The sequence below is a fragment of the Halopseudomonas aestusnigri genome (assembly GCF_002197985.1).
GTDB lineage: Bacteria > Pseudomonadota > Gammaproteobacteria > Pseudomonadales > Pseudomonadaceae > Halopseudomonas > Halopseudomonas aestusnigri.
In genome coordinates this window covers 130,808-148,361 of sequence record NZ_NBYK01000002.1, presented here as the reverse complement: position 1 = coordinate 148,361, position 17,554 = coordinate 130,808, and the positions used below count along the sequence as shown (strand labels likewise).

The 17,554-nt window shown below is 62.5% G+C and carries 12 protein-coding genes; 8 read left to right on the top strand and 4 right to left on the bottom strand.

The window, feature by feature from the left end:
- Nucleotides 1-20: 20 nt before the first annotated feature.
- On the top strand, nucleotides 21-1,496 hold the full coding sequence (gene dacB, locus B7O88_RS04750) for a D-alanyl-D-alanine carboxypeptidase/D-alanyl-D-alanine endopeptidase (protein WP_088274070.1): 1,476 nt from the start codon (nucleotides 21-23) through the stop codon (nucleotides 1,494-1,496).
- Nucleotides 1,497-1,516: 20 nt separating this feature from the next.
- On the opposite strand, the gene rlmKL is transcribed toward dacB, so the two are convergent.
- Nucleotides 1,517-3,691, bottom strand: coding sequence for a bifunctional 23S rRNA (guanine(2069)-N(7))-methyltransferase RlmK/23S rRNA (guanine(2445)-N(2))-methyltransferase RlmL (gene rlmKL, locus B7O88_RS04745; RefSeq protein ID WP_088274069.1), 2,175 nt, complete (start codon nucleotides 3,689-3,691; stop codon nucleotides 1,517-1,519).
- A 269-nt stretch (nucleotides 3,692-3,960) separates the two neighbouring features.
- On the opposite strand from rlmKL, the gene rmf reads away from it, so the two are divergent.
- A complete protein-coding gene (rmf, locus tag B7O88_RS04740) occupies nucleotides 3,961-4,176 on the top strand; it encodes a ribosome modulation factor (protein WP_088274068.1) in 216 nt (71 codons plus the stop codon).
- A gap of 99 nt (nucleotides 4,177-4,275) precedes the next feature.
- On the opposite strand, the gene B7O88_RS04735 is transcribed toward rmf, so the two are convergent.
- The 3 genes from B7O88_RS04735 to B7O88_RS04725 are packed head-to-tail and all read right to left on the bottom strand — an operon-like array spanning nucleotide 4,276 to nucleotide 10,442.
- Complete coding sequence (locus tag B7O88_RS04735; protein ID WP_088274067.1) at nucleotides 4,276-5,298, bottom strand: quinone-dependent dihydroorotate dehydrogenase; 1,023 nt, start codon at nucleotides 5,296-5,298, stop codon at nucleotides 4,276-4,278.
- Between the two features lie 60 nt (nucleotides 5,299-5,358).
- On the bottom strand, nucleotides 5,359-5,583 hold the full coding sequence (locus B7O88_RS04730) for a DUF2835 domain-containing protein (RefSeq protein WP_088274066.1): 225 nt from the start codon (nucleotides 5,581-5,583) through the stop codon (nucleotides 5,359-5,361).
- The gene (locus B7O88_RS04725) at nucleotides 5,571-10,442 is read right to left on the bottom strand and encodes an NAD-glutamate dehydrogenase (protein WP_088274065.1); all 4,872 of its coding nucleotides are present in this window, start codon (nucleotides 10,440-10,442) and stop codon (nucleotides 5,571-5,573) included. The genes B7O88_RS04730 and B7O88_RS04725 overlap by 13 nt, the downstream gene beginning before the upstream one ends.
- A gap of 174 nt (nucleotides 10,443-10,616) precedes the next feature.
- Here B7O88_RS04725 and B7O88_RS04720 point away from each other — a divergent pair, with 174 nt between their 5' ends.
- From B7O88_RS04720 to B7O88_RS04695, 6 genes are read left to right on the top strand one after another with little or no spacing between them, the layout of a single operon-like run.
- The gene (locus B7O88_RS04720; protein ID WP_088274064.1) at nucleotides 10,617-11,576 is read left to right on the top strand and encodes an AAA family ATPase; all 960 of its coding nucleotides are present in this window, start codon (nucleotides 10,617-10,619) and stop codon (nucleotides 11,574-11,576) included.
- Nucleotides 11,577-11,579: 3 nt separating this feature from the next.
- Nucleotides 11,580-12,530 (top strand): DUF58 domain-containing protein, encoded by a 951-nt coding sequence (locus B7O88_RS04715; protein ID WP_088274063.1) that lies wholly within the window; start codon nucleotides 11,580-11,582, stop codon nucleotides 12,528-12,530.
- Nucleotides 12,527-12,988 carry a DUF4381 domain-containing protein gene (locus tag B7O88_RS04710; RefSeq protein ID WP_088274062.1) on the top strand — a complete coding sequence of 154 codons (462 nt, stop codon included), beginning with the start codon at nucleotides 12,527-12,529 and terminating at the stop codon, nucleotides 12,986-12,988. The genes B7O88_RS04715 and B7O88_RS04710 overlap by 4 nt, the downstream gene beginning before the upstream one ends.
- Nucleotides 12,981-13,979 carry a VWA domain-containing protein gene (locus B7O88_RS04705; RefSeq protein ID WP_088274061.1) on the top strand — a complete coding sequence of 333 codons (999 nt, stop codon included), beginning with the start codon at nucleotides 12,981-12,983 and terminating at the stop codon, nucleotides 13,977-13,979. Before B7O88_RS04710 ends, B7O88_RS04705 begins: the two co-directional genes overlap by 8 nt.
- Nucleotides 13,969-15,765 carry a VWA domain-containing protein gene (locus tag B7O88_RS04700; protein WP_088274060.1) on the top strand — a complete coding sequence of 599 codons (1,797 nt, stop codon included), beginning with the start codon at nucleotides 13,969-13,971 and terminating at the stop codon, nucleotides 15,763-15,765. The genes B7O88_RS04705 and B7O88_RS04700 overlap by 11 nt, the downstream gene beginning before the upstream one ends.
- Nucleotides 15,762-17,426 carry a BatD family protein gene (locus B7O88_RS04695; RefSeq protein WP_088274059.1) on the top strand — a complete coding sequence of 555 codons (1,665 nt, stop codon included), beginning with the start codon at nucleotides 15,762-15,764 and terminating at the stop codon, nucleotides 17,424-17,426. The genes B7O88_RS04700 and B7O88_RS04695 overlap by 4 nt, the downstream gene beginning before the upstream one ends.
- Nucleotides 17,427-17,554 lie beyond the last annotated feature (128 nt).

Here is a 17,554-nt window from a genome sequence, read left to right as displayed (position 1 = left end):
AGGCTACGGAGCTGGATACCATGTCCAACCTTTTCGCGCGCACCCTGCTCTGCCTGATCCCCACGATCAGCCTCATTGCCACCCCGCTGCAGGCCGCCGACAGCGGCACCATTCCCGCCCGCGTCAACAGCGCCCTGCAAGCCGCCAAAATCCCGTCCGATGCCCTGTCACTGGCCGTCATACCGCTTGAAAACCAGGGCATGGCCCAGTTCATCAATGCCGACCAGCCAGTCAACCCGGCGTCAACCATGAAGCTGGTAACCACCTACGCTGCGCTGGAGCTGCTGGGGCCCACCTATCAGTGGAACAGCGACCTGCTGGTAGACGGTCCGGTCGTCGATGGCACCCTGCAGGGCGATCTGATTTTCCGCAGTGGTGGCGATCCCAAGCTGACGCTGGAACGCATGTGGCTGATGCTGCGTGATCTGAAGGCGGCGGGCATTCGCACCATCAACGGCGATCTGGTCCTGCAACCGGCCGACATGCGCTTCCCTGCCGACATTCCGCCGTTCATTGATGACAGCGGCAACCAGAACCGTCCATTTCTGGTCGAGCCCGATCCGTTGCTGACCAACCTGAAGGTATTTGTGCTCAGCAGCTATGCCGAACGCGGCGGCGTGCGTATCAACCTTGAGCCGGCGCTCCCCGAGGTCAAGGTGGTCAACCAGATTGCCCTGCTGCCGGCGCCCAATCGCAGTTGCCCGGCCCCCAACGTCGCCTACAGCATTCAGGACAGCGGCCACGAGGCAGTGATTACCCTCACCGGCAACCTGCACGAGGGGTGCATGGCCCAGCGCTATCTGACAGCCCTGACCGCGACCACCTACACCGCCAGCACCCTGCGCACGCTGTGGGCCGAAATGGGCGGCAGCATCCTCGGCGGCAACCAGATCGGTCGTGCGCCGGCAAGCGCCCGCCTGGTCTCGCGCAGCACCTCGCCCGACCTGGTTGAAGTGGTCCGCGACATCAACAAATGGAGTAACAACACCATGGCGCGGCAGCTGTTCCTGACCATCGGCCGGGAACATCGCATTGCTGCCGACCGTGACGATCACAAGGCCGCCGTACGGGTCATCAACGCCTGGCTGAACGACAAGGGGATTCGCGCCAACACGCTGGTCATGGAAAACGGCTCCGGCCTCTCACGCATGGAACGCATGACCGCTCGCGAAATGGCACAGCTGCTCGCGCAAGCCTGGCAAAGCCCCTACAGCGCCGAGTTCATCGCATCCATGCCGCTGGCCGCCATGGACGGCACCATGCGCCGCCGGCTGCGCAATACGCCGGTTGCCGGCCAGGCCCACATCAAGACCGGATCACTTCGTAACGTCAAGGCCATCGCCGGCATTACCCGCGATGCCAACGGCCAGAGCTGGGCGGTGACCGCCATCGTCAACCACGCCGCCGCCGGCGCCAGTGGTCAGGCGCTGGATCTGGTGCTGCAGGATGTCTACCGCCGGGCACCGACCGACATCGCCAGCGCCAGCAGCCGCTAGAGTGGTAAAGCTCATCGCCCTCAGGGGCGATGAGTGAATTTCCAGGTCCGATGAATCCGGCTGTTACGCTGGAAATCGCGATCCAGCGTCTCTGCCGAGATATCGGTTACCAGATACCGAGCTTCCACCGCCGGATCCATGCGGAAACGCCGGAAGTTATTGGAGAAATACAGTACCCCGCCCGGCGCCAGGCGCTTCATCGCCAGCTCCAGCAAGCGCGCATGATCGCGCTGCACGTCAAATACCCCTTCCAGCTTTTTCGAGTTGGAGAAGGTAGGCGGATCGATAAAGATCAGATCGAATTGCTGATCCCCTGCCTGCTCCAGCCACGCCATCACATCCGAGCGCACCAGCTTGTGCAGGTCAGACAGGCCATTGAGCGACAGATTGCGCCGCGCCCAGTCCAGATAGGTATTGGACAGATCCACACTGGTGGTTGAGCGGGCACCGGCTGCTGCCGCATGCACGGTGGCGGTTGCGGTGTAGCAGAACAGGTTGAGGAAACGCTTGCCCTTGGCCTCGGCGGCGATACGCAGACGGATTGGGCGGTGATCAAGGAACAGCCCGGTATCCAGATAGTCGGTCAGGTTGACCAGCAGACGCACCTGTCCTTCACGCACCTCGAAAAACTCTCCCTGCTGAGCCATGCGCTGATACTGCTGCTTGCCGGACTGACGCTGGCGCTGCTTCAGGGCGATATGCTCGGGTGGCACACCCAGCACCTGTGGCAGCGCCGCCATGACATCCTGCAGGCGCGCCTGCGCCTTGTCTTCATCAATCGACTGCGGCGGCGCATATTCCTGCACGTGCACCCGATCGCCATACAGATCAACCGCTACGGCGAATTCCGGGATGTCGGCATCGTAGACCCGGTAGCACTCGATGCCCTGCTGACGCGCCCACTTGCCGAGGTTCTTGAGGTTCTTTTTCAGCCGGTTGGCAAACATCTGCGCCGACTCACTGAGGCGGGCGGCTTCGACCGGCGCCGCTGCACCTGCCGGAGTATCGGCTGCCTTGGTGACAAAGCGTTCCGATTGCAGATCCATCAGCAACAACTTGCACGGCAGCGCGCCATTAAACAGGTTGTATTGCTTGTGACTGCGAATCCCCATGCGCTTGCCCAGATCCGCATTGCCGGTAAAGATCGCCGCCTGCCAGCCCTGACACTGCTGACGCAGCACCTCACCCAGCTTCTGGTAGAGATACACCAGACTTGCGGTCGTGCCCAGGCGCTCGCCATAGGGCGGGTTGCAGACCACCAGACCCTTCTGCCCGCGATCCGGGTTTGGCGCGAAGGTCGCCAGCTCACCCTGGAACACCTTGACCCACTCCCCCACGCCGGCACGTTGAATATTGTTGCGAACCGGCTGCAGCAGACGGGGATCGGCCTCATAGCCGCGAATCCACAGCGGCGGACGCGCCAGCCCGCGCTCGGCACGCTCGCGGGCATCGGCCAGCACCTTTTGCCAGAGCACAGGTACGTGCTGCTGCCAGCGGCTGAAGCCCCAGTGCTCGCGCTGCAGGTTGGGGGCAACATCGGCCGCCATCAACGCCGCTTCCACCAGAAAAGTACCCGAACCGCACATCGGATCGGTCAGTGCACCGCCAGCCTCGGCCAGCGCCGGCCAGCCCGCACGGATCAGAATGGCCGCCGCCAGGTTCTCCTTGAGCGGCGCCGCGCCCTGCTGAAGGCGGTAGCCGCGCTGGTGCAGACTGGCACCAGACAGGTCCAGCGCCAGCTGAACCTCGCCGCGGTGGCAATGAACGTTGATACGCAGATCCGGCCGTACCTTGTCCACCCCCGGACGGGTACCGTCAGGGCGACGCAGCTGGTCTACAATCGCATCCTTGACCTTGAGCGCGCCGAAGTGCGTGTTGTCTACCCCCGCCAGAGTGCCGGTAAAGTCAATCGCCAGGGTGCCATCCACCGCCAGGTGATCGCGCCAGTCGATGAGCTGCACGCCGGCATACAGGTCCTCGGCCGTGCCGGCCAAAAAGCGCTTGAGCACCAGCAGTACCCGGTTACCCAGGCGCGACCACAGACACAGGCGGTAACCGAGTTCGATATCGCCCTGCACCGAGACACCGGCAACGGTTTCCTTGGCGGCATCGGCGCCCAATGCGAGCACTTCATCGCGCAGCAGACCCTCCACACCCTTCGGACAGGTAACAAAAAATTCAAGGATCTCGCGCATGTCGTTGATTTCCGGAATACGATGACGTTTATATTTCAGTGACAGCTAACCAGCTGCCTCAGGTATGCCAAATCGGTCTTTGTAGCGGTGACGACCGATAGGGTACAACAGGGTATGACTTGAGCGGTGACCCTATTAGAAGCCGGGTCCAATACACCTTTTTCGACCGGCTTCCCTGTAGCGTAGACAAACACTGGCTACGCGCTACCTTGGAACGGATCGACGGTTCGACTGTTCCACAATGTCATACCACACGAGGACGCTACCCTATGAGAAGACTCAAGCGTGATCCGATGGAACGAGCATTTCAGCGTGGTTACCAGCACGGAGTGAGCGGCAAATCCCAAGACACCTGCCCTTTCAACAATCCCTCTACCAGACAGAATTGGATCAATGGTTGGCGTGAAGGCCGCGCGGACCGTTGGGATGGCTTCACCGGCATTTCCGGCGTGCACCGACTCAACGAGATGCATGCCGTAGGCTAGACTCCCAGTCAGTCAACTCATCTTTCCCAAGGGCGCTTGCCCATAGCGCCGGGCCTCTGGAAGGCCCACCCAGCCCCCGCTCTGCGGGGGCTTCCATTTTCACCGGGGCATAGCCGCAATGGCATCCGCACACTCACGAATCAATTCCGGCCCACGATAGATAAACCCGCTGTAAAGCTGGACCAGACTGGCTCCGGCGGCGATCTTGTCGGCTGCATCGGCACCACTGAAGATTCCGCCCACGCCAATGATCGGCATCTGCCCTTTCAGCTCGGCGGCCAGCAGGCGGATTACCTCGGTCGACATATCGGTCAGCGGCGCACCGGACAAGCCACCGGCCTCACTGGCATAAGGTGAATCGGCTACCGCACTGCGATCCAGCGTGGTGTTGGTCGCGATCACGGCATCCATTCCCTCTGCCAGTAGCGTTGCACCAACCAGGGCCACCTCTTCAGCGGTCATGTCCGGCGCAATCTTGATGGCAATCGGCACATAACGGCCACGCTCCTCGGCCAGCACCTTTTGGCACTGTTTGATCTGTCCGAGCAACACCTTCAGGGTCTCGCCGTATTGCAAGGTACGCAGACCGGGAGTATTGGGTGACGACAGGTTGACGGTGACGTAACTGGCACGGTCATAGACCTTGCGCAGACAGTAGAGATAATCGTCAACGGCGTTCTCGACGGGCGTCACCGCGTTCTTGCCGATATTGATGCCCAGCACACCCTGGTAGCGCACACCGGACAGACGCTCCAGCATGGCGTCAACGCCTTCGTTGTTGAATCCGAAGCGGTTGATGATTGCCAGTTGCTCGGGCAGACGGAACAGGCGCGGCTTGGGGTTGCCTGGTTGCGGCCGCGGGGTGACGGTACCAACCTCCAGAAAACCGAAGCCCATTGCTGCCATGCCGTCGACGGCAACCGCGTTCTTGTCCAGCCCGGCAGCCAGCCCGACCGGGTTGTCAAAGGTCAGCCCCATCACCTCTACCGGTTGAGCCGGTACCGGGCGCACCAGCTTCTCGGCCAGTCGCAGCCGCCCGGCGGCGCCGATCAAGTCCAGTGCAAGGTCGTGGGAGGTTTCCGCGGGCAGGCGGAACATCAGCGAGCGAAGCAGATCGTACATGGCGGGCATCCAGGGGCAGAAAATCAGGCGGCAGAGTATACCTGAATCAGGCGCCCAGGCTCAGCCGGCCAGACGCTCCAGCTTGAGCAATTTGCCGTCATCGGTAAATTGCATGAGAAAACTGCCGTAAACCCCCTGATGGGTCAGGAAGGGCCGCAGGTGATGGGCCGGCAAACTCACACGCCGGCCATCACGGCTGTACATCAACACCCGCTCGGCGCGACCCTGATACCAGGCCAGGTAGCGCTCGGCGGGTAACGCCAGATCGATTATCAGTTGCTGCATTCATTGTCCTGAGAGGTGAGACGGGCATGCTGGGCCAAATCCAGCAACTCGCGCATCGCCACTGCCACTATGGGGTAATCACCGGCACCGGCGCTCCTGAGTTCGCCCAGCATGGCCTGCCAGCGCAGCACCATCGACTGATTGCGATCGACCCATTCAGCCACCAGAGCCTCCACCGGCGTTGACGCATCGCCGCCCTGCAGGGCAGCAATGGTCATGCTGCGTGCCTGCCAGTCGAGATCATCCCGATAGCTTTCACGCGCCAGCGCCTGCCAGTGGTTATCCACCTGCAAGCCGGCCACCTGTTGACTGAACCAGGGAAGCTGAAGCTGGGAGCCGAGCGCGAAAAATACCTGCGCAACGCGCTCGGCATTCTGCCCGGTTGCATCGGCGGCTTCAACAATGCCAAGCAGCGTGTAGGCATGGCCGGTTCCAGCGACCACCCGAGCGATGGCTTCGGGCACCCCTTCATCGACGTAGTGCTGATAGCGATCATCCCAGAGCTGCCGCACATCCCCTTCCAGCAACTGATCGAAGCGTTCTGCCAGTGTTCGCACGCAAGGTCCGAAATGTGCTACCTCGCGCTCGGGTGACAGCTCGCTGCGACGATTGCGAATAAACCAGCGGCTTGCCCGGCGACCAAGTCGCATCAGCTCTTCCATCAGCTCAAGCTGAACCTCTGCCGCAACCTGGTAATCCAGCGCCTCGATACCGGCAAAATGCGTCTGCAGCTCGAACACGTCGCGGGCAACAACCCAGGCCCGGGCGATATCGGCAGCAGCGGCACCGGTCGACTGTTCCAGCCGTCGCAGAAAGGTGATCCCCATATGGTTGACCAGATTATTGGCCAACTGGGTGGCGACGATCTCGCGGCGCAGACGATGGCGACCCAGCGCGTCGCGCCAGGATTTGAGCAGCACCGGCGGGAAGGCGGTTTCAAGCTCGCGCGCAAGGTAGGAATCTTCGGGCACGTCTGAGGCAACCAGCGCCTCCTTGAGATCCGCCTTGGAGTAGGAGATCAGCACCGATAGCTCGGCGCGGGTCAGCCCCTTGCCGCTGGCCTTGCGCTCGGCCAGCTGATCGTCCTCAGGCAGGAACTCCAGAGCACGATTGAGCTTGCCGCTGCCTTCCATCGCGCTGATGAACCGCTGGTATTCCCCCATGGTCTGCGCGGCCTGGCGCTGAGCAAGGCTGATGGCCTGGGTCTGCTTGTAGTTGTTGCCCAGCACCAGTTCGGCTACCGAGTCGGTCATGCTGGCCAGCAGCCTGTTGCGCTGTTTTGCGGTCATGTCCTGGGCGGCGACCACTTCGTTCAGCAAAATCTTGATATTGACCTCGTGGTCGGAGCAGTCAACGCCACCGGCATTGTCGATAAAGTCGGTGTTGAGCGCGCCGCCATGGAGGCAGTATTCGATTCGCCCCAACTGGGTCAGCCCCAGGTTGCCGCCCTCACCCACGACCCGGCAACGCAGGTCACGACCATTAACCCGCAGCGCATCGTTGGCCTTGTCTCCGACATCGGCGTGGGTCTCGCTGCTGGCTTTCACATAGGTACCAATGCCGCCATTCCAGATCAGGTCAACCGGCGCCTTGAGCAGTTGCTGAATCAACTCGGTCGGGGTCAGCCGTTCGGCACTGATCGCAAAGCGTTCACGCATCTGCGGCGTCAGGGTGATCTGCTTGAGGCTGCGAGAAAATACCCCGCCGCCCTCGGAAATCAGGTCGCGATCATAGTCTGCCCAACTCGAGCGCGGCAGGCTGAACAGCCGCTCACGTTCGGCAAAGCTGCGCTCGGGCTCCGGATCCGGGTCGATAAAGATATGCTGGTGATTGAATGCCGCCACCAGCTTGAGCGTGCGCGACTGCAGCAGGCCGTTGCCAAATACGTCGCCGGCCATATCTCCGATGCCGATTACGCTGATCGGATCGGTCTGCACATTAATGCCCAGTTCCCGGAAGTGCCGCTGCACCGACACCCAGGCACCGCGGGCGGTAATACCCATTTTCTTGTGGTCATAGCCCGCCGAGCCGCCGGAGGCGAAGGCATCACCGAGCCAGAAGCCGTAGCCGGCGGCGATCTCGTTGGCTATATCCGAGAAGGTTGCCGTGCCCTTGTCTGCCGCCACCACCAGGTACGGATCATCGGCGTCGTGACGAACCACGTTGGGCGGCGGCACCACCTTGCCTTCGGCCAGGTTGTCCGTAATGTCCAGCAGACCCTGAATGAACAGCCGGTAGCAGGCGATCGCCTCCTGTTGGACCTCGTCGCGCGTGCCACCCGGAGGCAGCCGGCGCGGAACGAATCCACCCTTGGCTCCGACCGGCACGATGACCGCATTCTTGACCTGCTGCGCCTTGACCAGCCCGAGCACCTCGGTACGGTAGTCCTCCTCCCGATCCGACCAGCGCAGCCCGCCGCGGGCGACCTTGCCGCCACGCAGGTGAACCCCTTCCACCCGCGGCGAATAAACAAATATTTCGAACATCGGACGGGGCAGCGGCAACTCCGGAATCGTCGAGGGATCAAACTTGAGACTGAGATAATCCTTGCTCTGGCCGTTGGCGTCCGGCTGGTAGAAGTTGGTGCGCAGGGTTGCCTTGATCAGGTCCAGGTAGCGGCGCAGGATACGGTCTTCATTCAGCACTGCTACCTCGTCCAGCGCACCAAGAACGGCCCGCTCAAGCTTCTGCTGCATTTCGCCAAGGTCCTCGGCACTCAGCTTGCGGGCCAGGTAAAAGCGGGTGCGGAACAGGCGCACCAGTTCACGTGCGATGTCGGCATGGGCAACCAGGGTACTGGCGATATAGGGCAGTTCGAAGCCCAGGCGGATCTGTTTCAAGTAGCGGGCATAGGCACGCAACAGGGCCACATCGCGCCAGGGCAGGCCCGCCAGCAATACCAGGCGATTGAACCCGTCATTCTCTGCCTGACCGGACCAGACGGCCTTGAACGCATCGCGAAACAGTTCGTTGGCTTCCTGGATGTCCAGGGTTGCCCCGCCAACAAAGGTAAACTCGAAGTCGTGAATCCAGAAAGCGGTGCCATCGGCCTGGGTAATACGAAAGGGAAACTCGCCAAGCACCCGCAGCCCCAGATTCTCAAGCACCGGGATCACGTCCGACAGCGGCAGAGAATCGCTTAGATGATACAGCTTGCAGTGCAGAATACCCTGCTGCTGGGCCAGAGGCTGATAGAAGCTCATCGCCAGCGGCGACTCGGGCGTCAGTTCCAGCAGCGTTTGCAGGTCGACCACACCGGTCGCCGGGGTAAAACGATCACTGTAGCCTGGCGGGAAGCCGTCCCCGAGATGGGCCAGCACGTCAGTGGCACGAGCCTCACCCATGCTTTCCAGCAGCCGGTCACGAAACTCGTCCTGCCAGTTGCGGCACGCGCGCACCACTTCCTGTTCAATTTTCACGGGGTCGATATCCGGATTTTTGGTCGGGTCAACGCGCAGAATAAACTGGGTACGCGCCAGAATGGATTCGGAAAAATAGGTCCAGAACTCGCTTTCGCTCGCCTGCAGCCGCTCCATCAGCACCGTCTGAATCTTCAGGCGGATATCGGTCGAGTAGACATCGCGTGGCACGAACGCCAGGGCGTAATAGAAGCGCCCATAATTGCCGCGCCGCAGGAACAGGCGTATCTGGTTGCGCTCCTGCATCTGCACGATATTGAGCGAGGTTTGGGCCAGTTCGTCGACCGACATCTGAAACAGGTCATCGCGCGGCAGCACCTGGAGCACCTGCTCCAGTTCCTTGGCCAGATGACTGCGCGGCAGAAACCCGGAGACAGAACGCACATGCGCGACCTTGCGGCGCACGTGAGGGATATTGTCGACCAGCGCCGAATACACCCGCGAAGTATAGAGCCCCATGAAACGGTGCTCCTGGACGACCCGCCCGTCCGAATCGACCTCACGTACCGAGACATAGTCCGGGTAGGCCGGTCTGTGCACCCGGCTGAGCTGCGATGCCTTGGCGAACGACAGCAGCAGCGGCGCCTGCAGGTAACGGATCACCTGCTCCGGCAAATCCTGCACACTTTCGTCCCGCGGATTTAATGCCAAAGCGCCCAGGCTCGCACCGGTGCGCAGACCCAGTTGCTGTTGCGGCAACCCCTCATTGATCGCGAAGCACTCATAGCCCAGGAAGGTGAAGTGGTCATCCAGCAGCCACTCGAGAAACGCCACCGCCTCGGTGCGCTCTTCCCTTGCGAAATACTGGCGCTTGCGGCTGCCCAGCATGGCGATCAACTCAAGTATCCGCTCGCGCATGGCCGGAAAGTCCTTTACCGTCGCCCGGACGTTGCTCAACGCTTCGAGCAGGCCATCTTGCAAGGTGCGCAAATCCGCGTTGGTGGTCGCGCGGTCGATCTCGACATACATCACCGACTCGGCACGACCGCCCTTGGCCTCGCTGCCGCCCGGCAGCAGTTGAACAAGCTTGCCGCCCTCGTCGCGCACCACCGTCATGATGCTGTTATAGAGGTTGTGAATCGCATAGCCCTGACGGTTCAGCTCCATGCGCACCGAGTCAACCAGAAACGGCAGGTCGCGGTGCACCACTTCCACCACTGTATGGGTGCTCTGCCAGCCATGCTGCTGGGTATCGGGGTTGAACACGCGCAGCTTTACCTCACCCCCGGGCAGGTTCTGCAGGAAGCGCCAGGCAGAGAGGGTGCAGCCGAGCAGGTCATGATCCTGACGCGAGGCCAGTTCGGCGTGGGAGGCGATGCCGAAAAAGTTGTTGCAGAACAGGCCGATGCTGTCACGGTCGGCCTTGCCGACGAGCGCACGCAAACGCTCGGTCAATGAATCGATAAATGCCTGCTTGGAGCTGGCCATGATCAACGCCATCTTGCCGACCTCCCAAATCGCGGGGTGTATCTGCGGCGTCTGGCAGATCGGTGCCCGAGGGCCGAAACCTGCTGCGCCGGATTAATTGTGATCAGAGGATAGTCTAGACCAAAGGGATTTCGTTAAAGTGACGTACACTGACGCCAGCCAGTGAACCAGGACAACGGATAACACATGACCCATCGGGAATCCCTGCTGCAGTTGAAGGCCTTTATGGGCCAGCACATTTTCGGCCAGGAGCATCTGATCGATCGCATGCTGATCAGCCTGCTCGCCGGCGGCCACGTGCTGGTCGAAGGCGCGCCCGGTCTGGCCAAGACCAAGGCGATCAAGGCCCTGTCCGAAGGCATCGAAGCGGATTTCCATCGAATCCAGTTCACCCCGGATCTGCTGCCGGCCGACATCACCGGCACCGAGGTATACCATCCGGAAACCACCACCTTCAGTTTCCAGCAAGGGCCAATTTTTCATCACCTGGTACTGGCTGACGAAATCAACCGTGCTCCGGCCAAGGTCCAGTCGGCGCTGCTTGAGGCAATGGCCGAGCGTCAGGTAAGCATCGGTCGCCAGACCTACGCCTTGCCCGAGCTGTTCATGGTGATGGCGACCCAGAACCCGATCGAGCAGGAAGGCACATACCCGCTCCCTGAGGCACAGCTTGACCGCTTTCTGATGCACGTGCGGATCGGCTTCCCGGACGCGGCGCTGGAGCGTCAGATCCTGCAACTGGCCCGCGGCGAAGCGCGCGGCGACGAACCGAAAATGGCCGAGCGCATCACCCAGCAAAGCATTCTGGCCGCCCGCCGGGAGGTACTGGACCTGTTTATGGCCGAGGCGGTGGAGGAATATCTCATCCAACTGGTGATGGCGACCCGACGCCCTGACCAGTACAACCCGCAGTTGGCCGAATGGCTCGAAATGGGTGCCAGTCCGCGCGGCACCATCGCCCTTGATCGCTGCGCCCGCGCCCACGCCTGGCTGGCCGGCCGTGATTTCGTCAGTCCGGAAGATGTGCAGGCAATTGCCCACGATGTGCTGCGTCACCGGGTTCTGCTGAGCTTTGAAGCCGAGGCGGCCGGCATCGACAGTGACCAGGCGATCAACCTGCTTATCGACTCGGTCCCTGTTGTCTGAACCATGACGGTCAACCTTGATCCGGCCCTGCACACCAGCCTCGACGCATTGCTGGCGACACGCCGACATTGCCACGAGCTGCCCCTGTTCACCCGCCCGGTACGCAGCGGCCGGCAGACCGGTCAGCAAAACTCGCGCCTGCGTGGCCGAGGGGTCGACTTTGATCAGGTTCGCGCCTACCTGCCGGGCGATGACATTCGCAACATCGACTGGCGAGTAACCGCACGCAGCCAGAAGGTGCACACCAAGGTATTCAATGAAGAACGCGAACGCCCGGTGTTCCTGATCGGCGAGCAGAGCCCCCGGCTGTTCTTCGGCAGCCAGCGCTGCCTCAAATCGGTACTGGCCGCAGAAACCTGCGCCCTGATCGCCTGGACGGCACTGGCACACCACGATCGGGTTGGCGGCATGGTGTTTGGCCCCGGACAATGCCACGAGGTACGCCCAAGGCGCGATCGCAAGGCTCTGCTCCAACTGTTGCAGCTGCTGGTTCAGGCCAATCAGATGCTGACACCTGAACCGTCGGAGCCGCTTGAGCCGGCTTCCGAGGCGCTCAATCTGGCGCTGCGCCATAGTCGGGAAATCATTCGCCCGGGCAGCATCCTGTACATCGTCTGTGATCACGCTGCCATCGATGGCCTGAACCAGAGCCTGCTGGTGCCGCTGGCCGGTCACAACGACCTGATCCTGCTGCCGGTATTTGATCCGCTCGACAGCGAGCTACCCGCCAACGGTGCACTGGATTTTGTCCAGGGAGAACAACGGCTAACCCTCAACAGCGGCGACACCTCGCTGCGTGAAGCCTACGCCGCCCAGTTCCAGTCCCAGCGCCAGGCCTGGCTTAGACTCGCTCGCCGCCTGCGCTGCAGTCTGCTGCCGCTGGACACCCGGTCACCCGCCCACGAGCAACTGCGCGACAACTTCGGCAGCCTGCCAAAGGCGCCGCAGACATGACCAGCCCGCTGGAAGGCAGCCTGCTGCTGCCCGCCCTGCCGCCCCCGATCAGCTGGTGGCCCCCGGCGCCGGGCTGGATCGCGCTCGCCCTGCTGCTGTTGCTGCTGGTCATCCTCTCACCACTGGCGATACTGCTGAACCGGCGCCGGCAACGCAGGCGGCTCAAGGCCCAGCGCATTCTTTGGGAAATTGCCGACGACCTCTCGGATCACGACTGGCTGGCCGCACTCAACACCCAGCTCAAGCGCCATCTGAAAAGCCGCGGCGAGGTCGCCGCTACCCGGCTGTATGGCAACGCCTGGGTCAGCTATCTGTGCCAGCACTACCCCAAGCCGCGGGCCGACGTTCTGGCACCACTTGGTGGCACCCTGTACCAGGCCGATGCCCACCTCAGTGTTGCTGATCGCCGCATCCTGCAACGCGAGCTGCTGCGCTGGATAAGGCACAATCATGTTTGAACTGGCCTGGCCCGCGAGTCTTCTGCTGCTGCCGCTGCCATGGCTGTTGCGCTGGCTGCTGCCGCCGGCAAAACGGCCAGAGGCCGCGCTGCAGATCGCCTTTCTGGCACGTCTGCAGCGGCTGAATGCCGGCCAACTCTCCGCTGCGCGCACCCATCGACGCTCGGCACCGCTCATTCTGATCTGGCTGCTGCTGGTGCTGGCGGCGGCTCGCCCGCAACTGCTCGGCGCCCCCTTGCCGCCCCCGAGCAGTGGCCGCGACATGATGCTGGCAGTGGATCTGTCAGCCAGCATGGACACCCGTGACATGCGCCTGGATGACCAGCCCAGCGACCGACTCAGCGTGGTCAAGCACTGGCTTGATGCACTGATCGAACAGCGCACCGGTGACCGCATCGGTCTGATCCTGTTCGGTACCCGCGCCTACGTGCAGTCCCCGCTGACATACGATTTGCACAGCGTCCGGCAATGGCTGGATGAAGCCTTTATCGGCCTGGCCGGGCGCGATACCGCCATTGGCGATGCCATTGGCCTGGCCATCAAGCGCCTGATGGAACAGCCAACCAACAGCCGGGTGTTGCTGCTGGTAACCGATGGCGCCAATACCGCCGGCGGCATATCGCCGATTCAGGCCGCAAGACTTGCCGCTGACGAGCATATTCGGATCTTCACCATCGGCGTCGGCGCTGAAAGTCAGGGCAACACGGATCTGATGAGTCTGCTCGAGGGCAATGCCGACCCGGCCAGCGATCTGGATGAAACAACCCTGCAGGAAATCGCCAAGATTACCGACGGCGCCTACTTCAGAGTGCGCGACAGCGCCTCGCTGGCGAGCGCCGTCGAGCGCATCGAGCAGCTTGAACCCAGCCTGCGCAGTGGCCCGGCGACTCGCCAGGCACTGCCGCTTTACCATTGGCCGCTGGCCATGGCGCTACTGATCAGCCTGTTGTGGAGCAGCCCCTCGCTGCGCCGGAGGCTGCATGCCGACTGAACCCATGCTGCCCTTCACCTTTTTGCGCCCGCTCTGGTTGTTCGGCATAGTGCCGATCCTCGCGTTGTCCTGGTACCTGTACCGCCATCGCCGTCAACGCTCGGGCTGGGACAGCCTGCTGCCGGCGGCGATGCGCAAGGCGCTGGTAGAGGGCCAGCCGGGCCGGCACTACATCGGCCGCTATCTGCTGCTGGCCGCCGTCTGGACACTGGGCCTGATCGCCCTCGCCGGCCCGGCCTGGGAGTCAACCGACAGCGTACAACGTGAAGACAGCAGCAGCCTTATCCTGGTGCTGCAGGTGTCGCGCAGCATGCTGTCCAATGACCTGCAGCCGACGCGGCTGGAGCGCGCCAAACGCAAGATTCGCGACATTCTGGAGCATTACCCCGACCGCCGGGTAGCGCTTGTTGCCTACGCCGGCAGTGCCCACCTGGTCGCCCCGCTGACTCGAGATCACAGCACGCTGATCAATCTGCTCGACGCCCTGCATCCCGACATCATGCCGGTTCGGGGCCAGCAGGCCGATCAGGCCCTGTTGCTGGCCGCCAGCCTGCGCAATGAGCAAGGTGGCAGCGCCACTCAGGTATTGTTGCTGACCAGCGGTATCGAGGACCTTGACCGCGCTCGTCTTGAACTGGCCGCCGAGCGCTTGGGCGACAGCCTGCAGGTCATTGGCATCGGAACCGCCGATGGCGCACCGGTACCGCTGGCAGAGGGCGGCTTCATGCGCGACGACAAGGGGCGCATCCTGCTGCCACGTCTGAATGAACCCGAGTTGGCCGAGTTCGCCTACTCGCATGGCGGACGCTACGCCCGCATGAGTCTGGATGACAGTGATATAACCCAACTGCTCAACAGCGAGCAGGCAGCGCAACAGGTGAGCGCCGAACAACGACAGCGCAGCGACCAGGGCCACTGGCTTGTGCTATTGCTACTACCACTGGCGGCCCTTGGCGCACGCCGTGGCTGGCTGCTGCTGATGTTCTGCGCCATCTGGCTGCCACCGCCGGCCTCTGCAATGAGCTGGGCCGACCTGTGGTTACGAGCCGACCAGCAGGCCGCAGCCATGATGGCCGAAGGACGGGCAGCGGACGCGGCAGCACGCTTCGAAGACCCGCAGTGGCGAGCCCATGCCCTGCTTGAGAGCGGTGACTACGCCGGAGCGGCAGAGGTCTGGGGCGCGCTGACCGAGCAGCAACCTGACAATGCAGAACTGCATTTCAGCCACGGTACCGCCCTGGCGCTCGCTGGAGACTACCCCGCCGCGCTCGCGGCCTTCGAACAGACACTGACACGGGCACCCGACCATACCGCAGCACGTTACAACCGCGAGCGGGTTGAAGCCTATCTGGCAGAACAGAAAGCCGAACAGACCGCACCCGACGGGACAGAGTCTGCGCCGCAACCCGAAACCGGCGCTGGCAGCGGCAATCGCAGCAGCGACACCGAAGACGGTGCCGGCGCATCGAATGCCAGCGCAGCCGATGCCGACAAAGCCGGCGCCCAGACCGGTATATCCGCAAACTCCGCCAGCAGCTCTGCGAGCAATGCCGAAAGCACGGGCAGCAGCAGTGAACCAGCGGTTGCCGGGGAGCTGATCGACAGTCCGGAGCTGGAAAATGGCGACAGCACCGTCATGGGCGGCGGTGCCGGCGGTCGGCGACAGATCGAACAGCGCCAGGCTGTGCAACAATGGCTGCGGGACATACCCGATAACCCTGCTGAGCTGCTGCGTCGCAAGTTCCTGTATCAGCACCTGCAACAAAACGACGGACGCCCTCGATGATGCGCCAGCTGCTTTTCACCCTGCTACTGCTAACCATCAGCCTGCCCGCTTTCGCAGCTTTGCAGGCAAGTGTGGATCGCACCCAGTTGATCGAAGGGCAGCCGCTGGAACTGACACTGGAAAGCACCCTGGCAAAGCGCGATGATGCGCCGGACCTGACTCCGCTGGAGCAACACTTCCGGATCGAATCCAGCCGCAAGCTCAATCTGGTCAGTACCATCAACGGACGCAGCCTGCCGGTGACCCGCTGGATCGTGCGCCTGATGCCGCTGCGCACCGGCTTTGTGGTTATTCCTCCGCTGCAACTGGCCGATGAGCGCAGCGAACCGGTTACCCTGCGCGTGCTGAGCGCCGAGCAGGCTCGTGATGTCAGCCCGTCCGACATTGCGCCGATTTTCATCGACAGTGAATTGGATACCCGCACGCCCTATGTTCAGGCCCAGGTGCTACTGACCCTGCGTATCTACCATTCGGTCTCGCTGTACGACGACTCGGCCCTCAGCGGGCTGGAAATACCCGATGCCCGCGTTGAGGCGCTCGGCGCGCCCAAAACCTACGAACAGGAGATCAACGGCGTCGTCCACGGTGTCATTGAAGTGCGCTATGCCATCTATCCGCAGCACAGCGGCACACTGGACATTCCCTCCCAGCTGTTCAGCGCCACCGCGGTGCCGCCGCGCGCATCCGAAGGTCAACCCGGGACCCACAACGCCCGCTTTATTCAGCTGCGATCGCCGAGCCAGCAGCTGACCGTCAAACCCATCCCCGACACCTATCCCGCAGGCGTTCCCTGGCTTCCCGCCAGACAGGTCAGGCTGAGCCAGAACTGGCAGCCTGATCCGAGTACCGAGCTGACCCGCGGAGAGCCGCTGACAAGAACCCTGTCGATCCAGGCTGACGGGCTAACCGCAACCCAGTTGCCTGAACTCAACACCTTGACCAATGATCAGGACGAGCTGCGCCAATATAGCGACCAGCCCCAGCTGGAGAACCAGCTGTCGAGCAACGGCATACTGGGTCTGCGCCAGGAAAGCTCGGCGGTGGTGGCGCGTCACGCAGGACGTTTCACCGTGCCGGCGATCCGTGTGCAATGGTGGAACACCACCACCGACCAGCTGGAAGTGTCCGAGCTCGACGCCGTGACCCTGACTGTTCGCGGCAACAGCAGCTTTAACGACAGCAGTGCACCCTACCCCAGCCAACCCGCCGGCGAATTGCCACTGCTCTGGCCGTGGCAGCTTGCTACCGCATTGCTGCTGGCGGCACTGGGCTGGGCGCTGCTGCAGCTGCGTACAGCCCGACGTGCCCTGATCGCGCTCGATGAGCTGGGCGAAGATACGGTCAATCTCGAAGCCGATCAGGCCGGTAATCCGCTGGCCGACCTGCAAACAGCCTGTCGTCACAACCAGCCTGCCGAGGCCCGCAAGGCCCTGGAACACTGGGCCAAACAGCAGGAAAGCGACCTCATCGCCCTCAGTCACGCCCACCCCATCCTTGCCGACGCGCTGGATGATTTGAACGGCTGCCTGTTTGGCCAGACCGAACACGCCTGGCGCGGCAAACCGCTCTGGCGCGCCGTTCGCAAGGTAACCCAAGCCCGCCAGCGCGAGGCCGAAGCGCTGGGTGAGAATGCGATTGAGCCGCTATATCCGGATGTGTGACACAGACAATCCTTGGTTTGTCGTATCGACGCCCAACACGGTCTGCCTTGACAGGTCATTGAATCTCATTAACCGAGCTTCGTTCCTGTAGGCCCAAGACGGCACACCGCGCCGTCTCCGATGGTCGA

Bases quoted from the DNA above. Each gene is read 5' to 3' on its own strand.
- dacB (WP_088274070.1), top strand. From the start codon at position 21: ATGTCCAACCTTTTCGCGCGCACCCTGCTCTGCCTGATCCCCACGATC.
- rlmKL (WP_088274069.1), bottom strand. From the start codon at position 3,691: ATGCGCGAGATCCTTGAATTTTTTGTTACCTGTCCGAAGGGTGTGGAG.
- rmf (WP_088274068.1), top strand. From the start codon at position 3,961: ATGAGAAGACTCAAGCGTGATCCGATGGAACGAGCATTTCAGCGTGGT.
- B7O88_RS04735 (WP_088274067.1), bottom strand. From the start codon at position 5,298: ATGTACGATCTGCTTCGCTCGCTGATGTTCCGCCTGCCCGCGGAAACC.
- B7O88_RS04730 (WP_088274066.1), bottom strand. From the start codon at position 5,583: ATGCAGCAACTGATAATCGATCTGGCGTTACCCGCCGAGCGCTACCTG.
- B7O88_RS04725 (WP_088274065.1), bottom strand. From the start codon at position 10,442: ATGGCGTTGATCATGGCCAGCTCCAAGCAGGCATTTATCGATTCATTG.
- B7O88_RS04720 (WP_088274064.1), top strand. From the start codon at position 10,617: ATGACCCATCGGGAATCCCTGCTGCAGTTGAAGGCCTTTATGGGCCAG.
- B7O88_RS04715 (WP_088274063.1), top strand. From the start codon at position 11,580: ATGACGGTCAACCTTGATCCGGCCCTGCACACCAGCCTCGACGCATTG.
- B7O88_RS04710 (WP_088274062.1), top strand. From the start codon at position 12,527: ATGACCAGCCCGCTGGAAGGCAGCCTGCTGCTGCCCGCCCTGCCGCCC.
- B7O88_RS04705 (WP_088274061.1), top strand. From the start codon at position 12,981: ATGTTTGAACTGGCCTGGCCCGCGAGTCTTCTGCTGCTGCCGCTGCCA.
- B7O88_RS04700 (WP_088274060.1), top strand. From the start codon at position 13,969: ATGCCGACTGAACCCATGCTGCCCTTCACCTTTTTGCGCCCGCTCTGG.
- B7O88_RS04695 (WP_088274059.1), top strand. From the start codon at position 15,762: ATGATGCGCCAGCTGCTTTTCACCCTGCTACTGCTAACCATCAGCCTG.